This is a genomic window from Neobacillus rhizophilus (assembly GCF_018343535.1).
Classification (GTDB): Bacteria; Bacillota; Bacilli; order Bacillales; family Cytobacillaceae; genus Neobacillus; species Neobacillus rhizophilus.
This window is the reverse complement of record NZ_JAGYPF010000001.1, coordinates 533,485-549,304: the sequence shown is the minus strand read 5'-3', so window position 1 is coordinate 549,304 and position 15,820 is coordinate 533,485. Positions and strand designations below refer to the sequence as shown.

13 protein-coding genes, 1 pseudogene and 1 riboswitch are annotated in these 15,820 nt (G+C 41.5%); all 14 genes and pseudogenes read left to right on the top strand.

The window, feature by feature from the left end; translation table 11 throughout:
• Window positions 1-164 precede the first annotated feature (164 nt).
• The 14 genes and pseudogenes from KHA99_RS02630 (at window position 165) to KHA99_RS02565 (ending at window position 15,544) form a co-directional block, all read left to right on the top strand.
• Window positions 165-1,091, top strand: coding sequence for an alpha/beta hydrolase (locus tag KHA99_RS02630; protein ID WP_213115871.1), 927 nt, complete (start codon window positions 165-167; stop codon window positions 1,089-1,091).
• A 112-nt stretch (window positions 1,092-1,203) separates the two neighbouring features.
• Window positions 1,204-1,698 carry a flavodoxin domain-containing protein gene (locus KHA99_RS02625; RefSeq protein ID WP_213115870.1) on the top strand — a complete coding sequence of 165 codons (495 nt, stop codon included), beginning with the start codon at window positions 1,204-1,206 and terminating at the stop codon, window positions 1,696-1,698.
• Window positions 1,699-1,835: 137 nt separating this feature from the next.
• Complete coding sequence (locus KHA99_RS02620; RefSeq protein ID WP_213115869.1) at window positions 1,836-2,882, top strand: ATP-grasp domain-containing protein; 1,047 nt, start codon at window positions 1,836-1,838, stop codon at window positions 2,880-2,882.
• Window positions 2,883-2,978: 96 nt separating this feature from the next.
• Entirely contained in the window at window positions 2,979-3,377 is a 399-nt protein-coding gene (locus tag KHA99_RS02615) for an acyl-CoA thioesterase (RefSeq protein ID WP_213115868.1), read from the top strand.
• Between the two features lie 131 nt (window positions 3,378-3,508).
• Window positions 3,509-4,990 carry a helix-turn-helix domain-containing protein gene (locus KHA99_RS02610; protein WP_213115867.1) on the top strand — a complete coding sequence of 494 codons (1,482 nt, stop codon included), beginning with the start codon at window positions 3,509-3,511 and terminating at the stop codon, window positions 4,988-4,990.
• Between the two features lie 204 nt (window positions 4,991-5,194).
• Entirely contained in the window at window positions 5,195-6,868 is a 1,674-nt protein-coding gene (gene hutU / locus KHA99_RS02605) for a urocanate hydratase (protein WP_213115866.1), read from the top strand.
• A gap of 213 nt (window positions 6,869-7,081) precedes the next feature.
• Complete coding sequence (gene hutI / locus KHA99_RS02600; RefSeq protein ID WP_213115865.1) at window positions 7,082-8,374, top strand: imidazolonepropionase; 1,293 nt, start codon at window positions 7,082-7,084, stop codon at window positions 8,372-8,374.
• Window positions 8,352-9,350, top strand: a complete 999-nt coding sequence (locus KHA99_RS02595) for an agmatinase family protein (RefSeq protein WP_249366401.1) — start codon at window positions 8,352-8,354, stop codon at window positions 9,348-9,350. The genes hutI and KHA99_RS02595 overlap by 23 nt, the downstream gene beginning before the upstream one ends.
• Window positions 9,351-9,530: 180 nt before the next feature.
• Window positions 9,531-10,814, top strand: coding sequence for a YjiH family protein (locus KHA99_RS02590; protein ID WP_249366492.1), 1,284 nt, complete (start codon window positions 9,531-9,533; stop codon window positions 10,812-10,814).
• A gap of 335 nt (window positions 10,815-11,149) precedes the next feature.
• Window positions 11,150-11,387 (top strand): annotated as a pseudogene (locus KHA99_RS02585) (transposase); the annotation flags it as partial.
• Window positions 11,388-11,922: 535 nt separating this feature from the next.
• A complete protein-coding gene (locus tag KHA99_RS02580) occupies window positions 11,923-13,029 on the top strand; it encodes an RIO2 family protein (RefSeq protein WP_213115861.1) in 1,107 nt (368 codons plus the stop codon).
• Window positions 13,030-13,064: 35 nt separating this feature from the next.
• Entirely contained in the window at window positions 13,065-14,180 is a 1,116-nt protein-coding gene (locus KHA99_RS02575) for a glycosyltransferase family 4 protein (RefSeq protein ID WP_213115860.1), read from the top strand.
• Window positions 14,177-14,971, top strand: a complete 795-nt coding sequence (locus tag KHA99_RS02570; RefSeq protein WP_213115859.1) for a HipA family kinase — start codon at window positions 14,177-14,179, stop codon at window positions 14,969-14,971. Before KHA99_RS02575 ends, KHA99_RS02570 begins: the two co-directional genes overlap by 4 nt.
• A gap of 330 nt (window positions 14,972-15,301) precedes the next feature.
• Window positions 15,302-15,544 carry a glutaredoxin family protein gene (locus tag KHA99_RS02565; RefSeq protein ID WP_213115858.1) on the top strand — a complete coding sequence of 81 codons (243 nt, stop codon included), beginning with the start codon at window positions 15,302-15,304 and terminating at the stop codon, window positions 15,542-15,544.
• 119 nt (window positions 15,545-15,663) lie between these two features.
• Window positions 15,664-15,772, top strand: a riboswitch (TPP riboswitch).
• Window positions 15,773-15,820 lie beyond the last annotated feature (48 nt).

The following is a 15,820-nucleotide window of genomic DNA, read 5'->3' as shown; positions in this document are numbered from 1 at the left end:
TTGGTAACTACTGCTAATCCAATTGTACAATAAGATACAGGGTTGTTACAGAATTTTTACAATATTTATGAAAAAATTGGGATATTTCGGTGTTGGAAGATATATGTAATTAAGTTTTTTCAGTATAATATATATGTGTGTTTTAGGGAGGGGGGATGACCGTTATGCCAAGCATTCAAAGTTTATTTATCGAAAAAATGATAAAACTATCGGTAAAAAGAATGGCGAAAAAAGGAATCAGGAAAACAGAGATGGAAGAGATAAGGCAGAGGTTCAATGAATTTGGTGCCAAGCTTGGCAAGCTGCCTAAGGGCTGTAATAGGGAATCCTGCAAAGTTGGCGGGCTTTATTCTGAATGGCTTTCCTTCACTGATACCAAGGGTGGCAAGGTAATCCTTTATTTGCACGGCGGTGCATATGAATATGGGTCGGCAGATACCCACCGTGTGCTGGCAGCGAGAATTGGCAAGGCTTCCGGTGCCAAGGTGCTCTTGCCAGAGTATCGGCTTGCCCCTGAACATCCATTCCCGGCTGCTGTAGAGGATGCTGTTTTGGTGTACCACTGGCTGCTTGAACGGGGTTATGAATCTTCTAATATTATTTTTGCTGGCGATTCAGCAGGTGCAGGCTTATGTATTGCTGCCGCCTTGACACTGAGGGAGCAAAACGATCCCCTGCCGGCAGCGGTTATTTGTTTATCGCCTTGGGCGGACTTAACAAGCAGCGGGGAGAGTTATGAGAAAAACAGGAAGCTGGACCCGTATTTAACCCCAGAAGCCGTAAGAAAGGCAGCTGCCATGTATGCAGGTGACAAACCGCTCAATCACCCAATGATTTCGCCTGTTTTCGCTGATTTGACCGACTTACCGCCATTGTTTATCCAAGCGGGAAGTCATGAAATTTTACAAAGTGATGCCGAAAAGCTTGCTGCTCAGGCGCGGGTTGCAGGTGTTGAAGTCACTTTGAAGATTTGGGAAGGAATGTGGCACGTCTGGCAAATCTTCGGCGGCCTTCTGCCCGAGGCTCGTAAAGCCATTCGCGAAATCGGGCATTTTGCGAAGCGAAGCTTTAAAAACTCCACAATTAAGTGAATACCTGCAAATCGAAATTGTAATAATATTGCCAATATTTTTGCGTCCAGCCTTTTTTACAGGCTATATAATGAGAATAAATAGGAACATCATTTTGAAGGAGGGGCAAATCATGAAAACGTTAATTGTTTATTGCTCATCCCATGGTACGACAGAAAAGGCTGTGAGTGTATTATGCGTGAATATTGAAGGAGAGGTCCTCGCTGTAGATTTGAAACGGGATAAAATTCTTTTTGATTTAGATGACTATGATGGGGTTATTATTGGCGGATCGATTCATGCCGGTGAAATTCAAAGGAAAATTAAACAATTTATCAAACAACATCATGATGAGCTTTTAGAAAAAGTAGTGGGGCTATTTCTGTGCTGCATCCGGGATGGTGATATCGCTGTGGAGCAATTTAACCACGCCTTTCCGCAGGATTTACGGAAAAACTCCGTGGCAATGGGCTTGTTTGGTGGCGAATTCATAGTTTCTAAAATGAATTTTTTTGAAAGACAAGTGGTAAAAAAAGTGGATAGTGTAATAAAAGACGAATCCCATCTAAACCTCAACGCCATCATGGAATTTGCCCTAAGATATAATAACATAAGAACCCCGGTCTAGTCAGCCAGACTATTATTCCAAAACGCTTCTGCAGCAAAAGAGGCGTTTTTTTATTTTAGAAAAATATTTATCTGTTTAAAAAAAACACGGTTTGAACATAATGGAAGGGTCAAATTACACCATGAGAGAGGATTTTTATGAAAATTTGGTTTAACCGCTGGTTTACAACAGTTTCCCACTATATTGAGATGATTCGGGACAATCCCGATAACCGGAAATTTACAATCTATGGAACGAGTCCGAATAAGGATGCACTCTATTTGCAGTATTGTGATAAAGCTTTTACCGAACCGGAACTCTCCGGTGATGAATATATCGCCTTCTGTCTGGAGTTTTGTGAAACACATGGGATCGACATTTTTATACCTCGCAAGGAAAACGTGTTAATTTCAAAAAGACTTGCTGATTTCGAAAAAATTGGCGTCAAAGTGTTGGTCTGTCCAGATGCGGAACTAATGGAGAAGATGGATAATAAGGCTCTTGCTTATCGAACCGTTATGGAAAAGGCAGAAGAAGAAGGACCTATATTTTCTATTCCTGAACATTATGTGGTTAATACTTTAGCGGAATTTAAGTCGGCTTGCGAAAGACTGATAGAAAAGGGACATAAGGTTTGCTTTAAACCGGTTATTGGTGAGGGTGCCAACGGTTTTCGCGTGATTAAGGATGAGATTGATTCCATCAAACAGCTTTTTCATCATGGCACTAGTTTTCGACTGCCTTATCGGTACGCATGCGAAATTCTTGGTCAGCAGGAGACGTTTCCTGATTTAATGGTCCTCGAGTATTTAGAGGGCCGGGAATATAGTATTGATTGCCTGGCAACACCAGACCGATTAATTGCCGCGATCCCAAGGATGAAAGGAGATGGAAGAATCCGTGAGCTAGTTGACCATCAAGAGTTGATTCAACTCGCCCATCGATTTCATCTTAAGTTTAAGCTGCCATATATATTTAATATTCAATTAAAATATAACAATGGTATCCCAAAGCTATTGGAAATTAACCCGCGTATGAGCGGCGGCATGCATATCAGTTGCCTGTCTGGCATCAATATGCCCTATCTGGCCATCAAAATCCTCCTTGGGGAGAAAATTGAAGCGGTCAGCCCTCGTTTCGGCATTCGCGCCAGCCATCTTGAAAAAGAAATGATCCTTAAGGTTGATTGGTATCAGGCACCATAAACCAGATAAAGATTTCATTTATTTAGTACATAGTGTAAAATGAAATAAATATGGAAAATTCAAAAAATAATGGTGCAGCTGGGAAAGGTGAAAAAATTGACTTATTCTGAATTAGAGCTAATCGCAGAGACAAAAACATTTCATGTCAGTAATGTGAAGATTTTTGATTATTTCGACCTGGGGCGGAAGGAATGGTACCGTTATTGTACCCAGCAGCTAGGTGTAGAGGCGGTAGCGGTACATATTGGCGTTGATTATAAAAAAGAAGTGTTTAATAATGATGAAATTATCGTTCGCACATGGCTTGAGCGAGTTGGGAATACAAGTTTTACCCTTATGCAAAAGATGGAAAATAAACAAGGCATTCTGCTTGCGTCTGCGGAGGTCATTTTGACAACAATTAATCGGCAAACAAGAATTAAAACCACTGTACCTGATGAAATTCGCCGACTGCTCCATCAAAATGCGGAGCTTGCCGAACTAATCAACTGCTAAAATAAGGACGAACACCATTTGCGATTGATGGTGCTTGTCCTTTTTTCTTTTAACGACTAAATTGGATACTGTTAAACAAACATTTTATGCTATAGAATGATAGATAGGTTTAAAAAATGGAGGATTTTTTAATGGAAGGAAAATGGCTGATAGCAGATCGTGACTTAAACGAACGGGAGGGGTTGAAGTGGATGTTAAAAACCTCCTCTATCCCTGTTGCCAACATCTTGTCGGCAGCCGATTATCAGGAATTTATCGTCCTTTTTGAGAAAGAAGCCCCAGAAGTCGTTTTAATCGAACTAGATATGATTAGCAAAGAAGATTGGCCGGCTTTTCGTGATTTAATCCAAATTTATGAACCTATTCTGCTTTTAACTAGCGCTGAGGCCACTTTTGAAAAAGCACGCTTGGCCATTGACCTGCAGGCACTGGATTTAATGATCAAACCCTTTTCCACTGTAAAAATAAAGTCTGCTTATCAAAAGGCATCCCGGAAACTTTCGGGCAAATTGAAACCAAATGGTCCAATGCAGTCAACTCTTTATAAAGATATTACCTATGAGACCTTATTTATTTCTCAAACAGGTTTTAGGGAAAACTACCATATTTCAGCATTTAAGGCTGAAGAAATTGAAATGAATCGTACCTTGCATTCTTTTTTATTAGAATATTCCTTTAAGGATTTACATGGCATTTTTCCGTTAAGTGACATGGTTATTCTTTTGTTTAAGGAATCCTGTACCACCATAATGGAGCAATGCCGGAAAGCAATGAGAAGATGGGAAGAGGATTTTTCCGACTCCCTTGCGATAGTCGTTCATAAAGGGAATTCCTCAATGCCACTTAACGAAAAATATCGCCAAACCAGAAAAATGCTGGATTTCACTTACTATAAAGGATACCGGCAGGTGGTGGAGTTTGAATACTCTCCGAAATGGGTTTATCTCGACCCATTCTTAACGCCTCCCGAGCAACGGAATTGGATTGACATGCTGACCAACTATGAATTGGAAAAAATAAAGAAATGCCTTTATGATGAATTTTTACATTTAGAAACTCCTTATCCGGATCCCGGGCTGGTTAGAATCAGGTTGACAAGTATTTTGGCGCAAATAAGAAGATTTATGAAGACCTATACTCTTGAGGAAGACGAGCACTTTGAGAGGGAATATCGGTACATTTTTAATTCTATATTATATGATACGGTTCTTTACCGGACGGTTCAAAATCTGATTTTATTTATGCAAAAAATTTTCCAGGGTGTAGAGGCTAACATCCGAAGTTTAAAAAACGATCCAATCGAAAGAGGCATCGCCTATATGGAAGCTAATTTTTCAAATAGCCAGCTGCGGCTTGAAGAAGTAGCTCAATATGTGGAGCGAAATCCGTCTTACTTCAGTCATCTTATAACCTCAACGACTGGTTCGAGCTTTACGGATGTGTTGACTAGAATCAGGATGAAGGAAGCGAAAAGACTGCTGATAGAGACGAACAAGCCCATTAATGAAATTGCCGCCATGGCCGGCTTCCAAAATTCCAATTATTTTAGCAGGCTGTTTAAGGATTTGATGGGTTCATCGCCAAGAGAATATCGGAAAGAAATGAAACTATGACTCAGTGCTGACTGAGTCATTTTTTATTAGGTTTCTAAAAATAATTAACATTTTCTAAAAAAATTATATTTTACATAGGGGTTGTCCTAAAAAAAAACATTTTATTATAAAAATAGTATCTGTTTTCTAATGTTTTATTCGTATTTTTCAGAAGATTGGCTTTTTATAATAAAAATAGATTTAAACTAATAAGGGGTGTAAAAAATGGAAACGAAAACATCACAACCAAGAGTAGTAAAAAATTATAAAGGCACTGAACTGCATGCAAAGGGATGGATTCAAGAGGCAGCGCTCCGCATGCTTTATAATAACCTTGACCAGGAGGTTGCCGAACGGCCAGAAGATTTAGTTGTCTACGGCGGAATCGGAAAGGCGGCACGTAACTGGGAATCTTTTGATGCAATTGTGAAAACGCTTTTAGAGTTAGAAGAAGATGAAACATTATTGATTCAGTCCGGAAAGCCGGTTGTAGTTTGGAAATCTCATAAGGATGCGCCGCGTGTATTGCTGGCAAATTCAAACCTTGTTCCTGCATGGGCTAATTGGGAGCACTTCCATGAGCTTGATAAAAAGGGCCTGATGATGTATGGCCAAATGACAGCCGGCAGCTGGATTTATATTGGCAGCCAGGGAATCGTCCAGGGCACCTATGAAACTTTTGCTGAGCTTGCTCGTCAAGAGTTTGGCGGTTCATTAAAACAAACGATTACACTAACTGCTGGTCTTGGCGGGATGGGCGGTGCTCAGCCACTTGCTGTAACAATGAACGATGGTGTTTGTATCGCTGTGGAAGTCGATGAGTGGAGAATCGACCGTCGGATCGAAACAAGATACTTGGATGTAAAAACAAAGGATCTTGATGAAGCATTACGTTTAGCGTTTGAAGCGAAGAAGGAAGGCAAGGCACTTTCTATTGGGCTTCTTGGAAATGCGGCTGAAATTTTACCATTAATGATCGAAAAAGGTTTCAATCCAGATGTGTTAACAGACCAAACATCTGCACACGATCCATTAAATGGATATGTACCAATTGGGTATTCATTAGAGGAAGCAGCGAAGTTGAGAGCGGAAAATCCTGCTGAGTATGTGAAGCTTTCCAAACAAAGCATGGCTGTTCATGTGAAGGCGATGTTGGAGATGCAGACAAAAGGTGCGGTTACATTCGACTATGGTAACAATATCCGCCAGGTAGCAAAAGACGAAGGTGTGGAAAATGCCTTTGATTTCCCAGGATTTGTTCCAGCTTACATTCGCCCACTATTCTGTGAAGGAAAAGGACCTTTCCGTTGGGCGGCATTATCTGGCGATCCGGAAGATATCCGTAAAATTGACGAAGCATTACTTCGCGAGTTTAAAGATGATGAGCATCTTTGCAAATGGGTAAGAATGGCCCAGGAAAGAATCGCATTCCAAGGACTTCCTGCTCGTATTTGCTGGTTAGGATATGGAGACCGTGCACGTTTCGGTAAAGTGATTAATGACATGGTGGCTAGTGGTGAGGTTTCAGCACCAATCGTTATCGGCCGTGACCACTTAGACGCTGGTTCTGTTGCTTCACCTAATCGTGAAACGGAAGCAATGAAAGACGGTTCGGATGCAGTTTCCGACTGGCCAATTCTAAATGCGATGATCAATGCTGTTGGAGGAGCGAGCTGGATTTCATTGCACCATGGCGGCGGCGTTGGTATGGGATATTCCCAGCACTCTGGTATGGTTATCGTAGCAGATGGTACGAAGGAAGCAGAAGTTCGCTTGCAGCGCGTATTAACTACTGACCCTGGGATGGGTGTAGTTCGCCATGCTGACGCTGGGTACGATCTAGCAATTAAGACCGCTAAAGAAAAAGGCATCAAAATGCCAATGCTGAAGAAAGACTAATATTACTAGGATAAGGTACGCAATTGTGTTTGGCGGATATGTCTGCAAGTTTGGCGGATATGTCCGCTATTTTGGCGGATATCTCGGTTAATTCGGCGGATATGTTGATGTTTTCGGCGAATAACTTGCAATTTCTGGCGGATTCCTATGTTGAAATGGAAATGTAGCCCGAGATAATCCTGCAAAACTATGTTTTGAGAGGAATGACTCAAATTGACCAAAGCAATTTTTATTAGAAATGCATCTCAACTAGTTACTTTACATGGTGGCTCTGATGCGCCACGGGTAAAAGCGGAAATGTCTGAGCTCGGCATTATCGAAAACGGCAGTGTATGGATTGAGGACGGAGTTATTCAGGCTGTCGGCACTGATGAAGAGCTTGCGGCTAAATATGCCAACCGTCTCGCTGAGGCTGAACTAGTTGACGCCAGTGGAAAGCTTGTAACACCAGGTTTAGTTGACCCGCATACGCATCTGGTACATGCGGGTAGCAGAGAAAACGAGTTCAATATGCGCTTGCAGGGTAAAACCTACATGGAAATCATGAATGCCGGCGGCGGGATTCATGCGACGACAAGAGCAACCAAGGCCGCATCACATGAGCAGCTCTACAAAGAAAGCTTTAACCGCTTGAATCAGTTCTTGCGTCATGGGGTTACCACGGTTGAGGCAAAAAGCGGCTACGGTATGGATTGGGAAACCGAACTGAAACAGCTTGAAGTGGCGAATGAGCTGCAGGAAAAGCACGTAGTTGATGTCGTTTCTACCTTTATGGGAGCACATGCGGTTCCAAAAGAGTATAAGGAAAATCCTGATGAGTTTGTACGCGTGTTGGTGGAGGAAATGATCCCAAAGGTGGCGGAACTCGGGCTTGCGGAATTTAATGATGTGTTCTGTGAACATGGCGTATTTACACCGGAACAATCTCGGGTCATTCTTGAAGCGGGAAAGCGTCATGGTTTAATTGCGAAAATCCATGCCGATGAGATTGAGCCCTATGAGGGAGCGGAATTAGCAGCAGAGGTCGGTGCGATTTCTGCGGATCACCTTCTGAAAGCATCTGAAAAAGGCATGAAGGCAATGGCTGAAAACGGCGTTGTCGGAGTATTACTGCCAGGTACAGCTTACTTTTTAATGGCTGAGTCTGCTAATGGCCGAAAAATGATCGATTTAGGAGTACCTGTCGCACTTTCTACTGATTGTAACCCTGGATCATCACCAACGGTTTCACTGCCGTTTATCATGAATCTTGGCTGCTTGAAAATGGGAATGACTCCGGCAGAGGTTATCACAGCTGCCACCATTAACGCTGCCCATGCCATCAATCGCGGCCGCGAGATTGGTAGTTTAGAAGTCGGTAAAAAAGGCGATGTGACTATTTTTAACATTGAAAACTATATGAAGCTTCAATATTCCTATGGTGTCAACCACACTGATACAGTCGTGAAGAATGGCCGGGTGGTTGTCAAGGGAGGTCAACTCATTGAAGAGCTTTCTTTATCCTAAACTAAATCCGCCTAGCTTTACATGGGTACGGCCAGAGGGGGGCAGTGCGGAAGCTAGCAAAGTTCATGAATGGATTGAGCCTTTGTCAGCTGAAAGCGACCCGGAAAAAGCAAAGGACGCTTGCATCGTCGTTGTCGGCGTCCCGCTTTCTCGTTCGTCCATCAGTGCATCAGGGGCTTCGGAATTTCCGGATGCCTTCCGAAGAGCATGGAAAGGATTCACGACCTATAATTTGGATGAAGATGTGGATCTCACGGTTATGACGGCAGTGGACGCAGGAGACGTCCCGATGCATGTCACTGATATCCGCCGCTGCCATGATAATATTATCGCGGCTTCTACATCACTTCATCAGCATTTTACAAAGTCCAAGATTTGCGCTATTGGCGGTGATCATTCGATTACGGCAATGATGGTAAAGGGGCTGCATCAGGCCCGGCCTGACGAGAAGATTGGGATTATTCAGCTTGATACCCATTTTGATTTACGGGACATGAGTGATAATGGACCCTCGAATGGGACTCCGATGCGGAACCTGATTGAAAGCGGCGTCGTGGAAGGCTCGAATATGTATAACATCGGTCTACACGGATTTTTTAACACAAAAGATTTAAAGCAATATGCAGATGAAAAAGGTGTTAATTATATTACGCTGGGTCGTGCCAGGAAAAAAGGCATCGAGGCAACGGTCCTTGAATGTCTGGACGCGCTTGCCGCTAAAGTTGACACTATTTATTTGACGGTTGACATGGATGTCCTTGACATCGCATATGCCCCAGGGGTACCGGCCTCTACGCCGGGGGGCATGACCACAGCCGAACTGCTCGAAGGAGTAATGGCGGCGGCTAGGCATCCAAAAGTAGGCGCAATGGACATCGTCTGTCTTGACCCGCTTAAAGACAGTGCCGTCCAACCAACCGTTAAACTCGGCACCCACGTATTTTTAACCTTTGTTACAGGGGTTATGTTGAGATAGGTGTCAAGCAGCACAGAAAGACAATTTGGGGTATTTGTCCACCTCAGGTGGACAAATACTTAATTTTTTGGTTTTGTACTTTAATGAACTAAAGGAAGTTTATTTCAAGGGGGATGGAGTATGGCAAATCATTCAGTTGAACAAGTAAAGGCTGTACAGCCGGAATTACAGAACAGCAACATGATGAATATCGTGAAGTTTTTTGTTTATAGTGCCATTGGTATTTTTGTCTTTTTTATTCCGGTAACAGTAAATGGGAAATCATCTATCATGCTGGACCACATTGTTTCCTACATTCAAACGGCGGCTCCAGGAGTTCTGCCATATTATGCATTGCTCGTGGTTTTATTGGGTGCTGTTTACCCATTTATTAAAGGCACATGGAAAAAAGACACGGTAACATTAGTCTTTTCAATCCTAAAAGTGTTTGGTTTTGTGGCAGGTGTGATGCTTGTATTTAATGTCGGCCCTAAGTGGTTTTTTGACCCAAATATGGCACCGTTTTTATTTAACAAATTAGTCATTTCAGTTGGTTTGCTGGTACCAATCGGCTCCGTTTTTCTGGCTTTATTAGTCGGTTATGGATTGCTTGAATTTGTCGGAATCTTTATGCAGCCGGTGATGAAGCCGATTTGGAAGACACCGGGACGTTCTGCTATTGATGCAGTGGCATCCTTTGTAGGAAGCTACTCAATTGGATTATTAATTACCAACCGTGTTTTTAAAGAAGGAAAATATACTATTAAAGAAGCAGCGATTATTGCAACAGGATTTTCTACTGTTTCTGCCACATTTATGATAGTTGTTGCTAAAACACTGGATATAATGAACATCTGGAATGCGTACTTTTGGGTAACTTTTGTAGTAACTTTCATTGTAACCGCTATTACCGTCCGCATTTGGCCGTTATCCAAAATGAGTGATTCCTATTATCAAGATATGGAGGGTGACGAAGAGGTTATCATTAAGAAAGACAGAGTGAAGACTGCATGGAAAGAAGCGATGGTAACTGCGAACGAGTCTCCTAGTCTTGGTAAAAACATTTGGGACAACCTTAAAGACGGCTTTATCATGACAATGGGGATTCTTCCTTCGATCATGTCAGTGGGCTTGCTGGGTCTTGTTTTAGCGGAATTTACCCCAGTTTTTGATTGGCTTGGCTACATTTTCTATCCTTTTGCAAAGCTCGTACAGCTTCCGAATGCCATGCTTGCTTCAAAAGCCAGTGCTTTAAGTATTGCCGAAATGTTCTTACCGGCACTTTTAGTAACAAAGGCTGCACTTGTTACAAAGTTTGTCATTGCCGTTGTATCGGTTTCTTCCATCATTTTCTTCTCGGCAGTGGTACCATGTATCCTTTCAACTGAAATACCACTTACAGTCGGCAAACTTGTGGTCATCTGGTTCGAACGAGTAGTCCTGACCATCCTGATTACAGCACCAATAGCATTTTTAATTCTATAAGCCAAGGTATTACGTATTCCAAATTAAAAACCTTGAATTATCAAGGTCAGGCTGTCGAGAAACTATCGACAGCCTTTTATTTTACTCATTTCCTTTAATGATCCACCGCGTTAATTTATTGTAACATTATTAATATAAGGCTTTTCAACAAGTCTGTTGATTGGCGCTCCAGGCACTTCGCTTTCCGCGGGCGTGCCGGGGAGCCTCCTCGTCGCTTCGCTCCTGCGGGGTCTCCCCTGCCCCGTACTCCCTCAGGAGTCTACGTGCCTTCCGCGCCAATCAACAGGTGTATTCAATTAAGTTCTTCAACTCCAAAAAAATAAGTGGTGAATTTAATGTTTAAGCCAAAAGAGTATAGCCAAAGTGAATATGAATTTGTTTCTATTGAAGAATTGGATCCAGATGACCACCCTTCTTAGCTTGATTGACAAATATATTGATTTCTCGTTTCTTCTTGAAAAAGTTCGTCCTTTTTATAGTGAGGACAATGGCCGCCCATCTGATTCCCTTATTTTTTTAAAAATGATGTTTATTGGGTATTTTTTTGGTATTCGTTCTGAAAGACAACTAGAAAGCCTGTCTAAATTGAAAAAGATTGCAACACACTTAGCAACGCTGGAAAATGTGTGTTGCAATACTTTTGGTTGATTTGCCTCCCTGTTGATTGGAGTGGAGGGCAATCGACTCCTGCGGGATATAGAGGTCACTGGAGACCCCGCAGGCGCCAAAAGCGCCGAGGAGGCTCCAGGACCTCCCCGCGGAAAGCGAGTGCCCGGAGCGGAAATCAACAGGCCAGTTAGCAGGGATAAACAATAAAAGTTTGGTCATTTAGGTTTGGACAAAAAATAAAATTGCCGATAAAAATACTCTTTCTCGACAATCTGGCCTTGATATCAAGGTTTTTTTTATGAAAAAATACTATTTTCAAAAATTACTTTCACATTTATAGGATACAAGCCTTAACCATTCGCCGCTCATATGAATTAACTATTAGAAGAGGCAGATATTGTTAAGATTTTGGAAGGTTATCGTTTTGTGGAGGTAATATTAATGAATTATGCTTCAAGCCTAATGGCATATTTTAATAAATACAGGAGGGAGGAAATAAATGGATATTAAGCGTCTTGAAAATATATTGAGCTCTATTAGCGTCCAAAATGTACCGAATGCAGATGTGGAGGTTGTGAATAATACCCTGATGACGATGATTGGTAAAGGCAGGCAGGGAGCAGTTTTTCAATATACTAATGACATTTGCGTTAAGGTGTTTGGAAATGAAGAGGATTGTGAACGGGAGTTTTATGCTTTATCGCTTGGCCAAAATACCACCCTTTTACCGCGAGTATATGCAAAAGGAAAGCTTTACATCGCAATGGAGATTATCAAAGGGGTTGATTTGCGGGAATATTTGCAATCACAGCCATTAACGGAGGAACTCTCTGCAAAACTAATAGACATGCTCATTACTTTTAAAAAGATAGGTTATGAACGGATAGACCATCATAAACGGCAAATCTATTTGCAGGAGGACGGGAGCTTAAAGGTGATTGATGTCGCGAGGACCGTATGGCGCGACCGTGTTTACCCTTATCCTAGAAAATTAATTAATTCCTTAGGGAAAGAGTATAAAGAAGTATTTTTATCCCATGTACAAGCATTATCGCCTGACTTATATGAGGAATGGCAGAACTTCATCCGTATGGAAGAACTTTCACGTCATATTTATGAAATTATACTCAAGCAAAAATCCGACAAAAAAACTTTAAAAATATTAAGTGAAAAGAATTTAATAGTAGACAACGAAAAAAAATACGTATTACAGCTTGAAGGGTTAATGTACAAGGTTTTTAAGGAAGAATGGATCAAAACCATGCTGGCCCGGGGAACTGACCTGGAAGCAGTTATGGAAAAAATTGACGACTACTGGGATAAGCGTGAACAAAGTTTTCTAAAGAATTACTCGGTGAAAGAGGATAGTAGGAAAAGCGAGAAAAGTAGGAAAAGTGAGGAAAGTGGAAAAAGAGAGAAAAGTGGGAAAAGTAGGAAAAGTGAGGATAAACGCTCCCGTGGGTATGAAGGTTACCGATATGAAGACCGAAAAGGACACAATCACCACAGTAAAGGCAAGCATGATAAAGATAGGAAAGGCCATAAGCATGATAAAGATAGGAAAGGCCATAAGCATGATAAAGATAAGAAAAGACACAAAAAGTAATCTTCATAATCATTTAGAAGAGAGGTGAAGCGAACATGAAGATATTAGTCATCTGGCGCTTGCTTACTGTAGGAGGAGTAAATGCCGGCTGGCGAAATCGAGCCATTTATTTTAAAAAACACGGGATTGAAACGGAATTCCTCTATACGACAGACCACGGCGGACTTCATATTATGCAGGATGTGGCCAAAATCTATTTAACGAAGGATGAGCAGGAGATTATTAACGTGATAAAATCAAATACTTATGATGCGATAATCGTGGTAGACACAGGTGCCGCGTATAAATGGATTCGAAAGGCTAATTATAAAGGCCCTATTTTTACAGAGGCCAGAACCCCTGAACTCATCAAGCTGATGCCCCATTTAAAATCCTTTAAAGGAATCCAGCCAAAAATAATCATAGTTCCTTCACACTATCAGAAACGGCTTGTCTCCATTTTATCAGAGGGAATCCCCATTCACGTCATAAACAACGGAGTTGATACTTCCTATTTTCGGGCATTGCCTGTGGAGGAAATCGACTTTTTAAGCGAGCCAGAATTGTTAAGGGATAAAAAAATAGTAGGCTGGATTGGCCGGACTGATAAACGTAAGAACTGGCCGATGCTATTGGAGATAGCCAAGAAAATAAAAACTGAACGGGATGATATTGAATTCTGGCTTATCGGCGGTGCGCAAAGTGTCCAGCGCGAAGAATTTGCGGCAGCTTGGAAAGACGAAGGGCTAACCGACATTGTAAAATGGTTTCCCGTGATTCCGTACCAGCAGATGCCGCATGTCTATGCCAAAATTCGCGAATCTGGCGGTTGCACTCTAGCGACAACCAAGTCGGAATCGTTTGGGAATACCTTTATTGAATCGATGGTGTGCGGGGTGCCTGTTGTTGCTTCTAACATCATGCCAATTAACGAACTGGTGGTAAATGGTGAGACAGGCTTGCTTTATCGGGGCCAAAACGTCGACGATGCAGTCAAGCAAATCTATGAGATTGTAGACAATCCCGACATGCATCGAAATATGTCGGAAGCTGCAATTCGTCGGGTGGAAGAAAATTTCGCCATTCAAGTGGTCGCGGATCAATACGTTCATTTATTAAAATCATTCATTCAATTGGAGAGGAAGGGAGATGGGGAGGTGGAGGCGACTTGATTAAACCTGTTTCTTATCAGAAAAAATTACAAGGAAAATCGAATGCTCATTTAATCACGTTTGATGATAGCAGGGAATATGTGGTGAAATTTTTTCAGCAAGGCTTTGAAAGATCACTGCCCAATGAATGGGTCGCCTACTGCCTTGGGCGATATCTAGGATTGCCAATTCCATTTGGCAGAATCGTAGAAATTCCGCAGGAATTCTCGTTACAGGTGCCTGAACTTGCCGTGATGGGCCACACCCAATACCAATTTGCATCCTTGTATATTCCCGATTGTCTGGATGGCCACGAGGTTTCAAAAATTTCTTCTATTGATAACCACCAGTCATTAGCGGGTATTATTGCATTTGATTATTGGCTATTTAATCGTGATCGGACCCGTATGAATGTTCTTTTTCAAGAAGTTGCTTCAGGTGCATATAAGCTTTGGATGATCGACCAGGCAGAGGTTTTTGGTTCTTATAATTGGACCCAGGAGGATGTAGAGAATCTTCCTGCCGATTTATTAAAAAGTGCCACACATGAATTGATGTCGGCCTATATCGAGGATGAAAATACTTTCTCTGAGCACATGGAAATCATTCAAACTATCCCCATCCTATTAATAGAAGAAATTGTTGAGCTTATCCCGGAAGATTGGGGCGTCACGAAAGACGAAAAAAAAGCAATAGTAACAACACTCGTAACAAGGCGAAAAAAAATTCTTCCTAAGTTGCTCGAAAGGTTTATGAAAAGAAAATGGGTGTCAGACACCACAAAAAGACATTTTGGCAATTTGTCCACCTAAGGTGGGTGGATTGTAAAATAATGTATACAATCGTTTAAACCGTCATTTTTTGACGGTTAATTTTTTGTTTTTTCGTCGTCTTAGTTTGAATAGTTTATTTTGTGATGGGGAATTATTGTGTTTATTCCTTGGGAAAGCGCATGAAGTGACATTTATCGAGTTGTCATGTCGGAAGAGTGGTGTGCAAAAACGACATGCCCCGACATGAAGCAGTATTCCCACTGTTTGGCTTAATACAAATCATTTGGCATATAATCATTTTAATTGCTTTTAGTAAGTAAAATGAATATTGTTATCGTTAGACATAATCGAACAGAGGAGAATTTTTTCATGAGCAAACAATTAATTGTTTATACAACCAACGACTGTATCGAATGCACAATGGTTAAGAAAGTCCTGATTGAAGAAGGAATTCCCTTTGAGACAAGAAATGTGGCAGAAAATCCTGAGTATCAAAAGGAAGTGGAGAAATACGGTTTTCTCGGTGTTCCTGTTACGGTCATGGATAACCGTGCCGTTAAGGGTTTTACAAATGAACTTAAAGAATTGATGGAGCTTGCGAAAGAGAGTTAAGAATTACAAATTTTGGGAATCGAATTTTTAGAAGCAGATTAAACAAAAGTATATTCTTAAGAAATTTTTCTTTACAAAAAAGATTCTTAGGTTTATTCTGATGATAATTTCATATTTGATGTAACTACTAGGGGTGCCCTGTAAGCGGGCTGAGAGAAAACGGCTAGTTTTTAACCCTTCGGACCTGATCTGGATAATACCAGCGTAGGAAAGTAGACCATGTTTAATTTTTACGGTTTCTTACTTAACTTAACCAGGTCCTTTATAAGGGTCTGG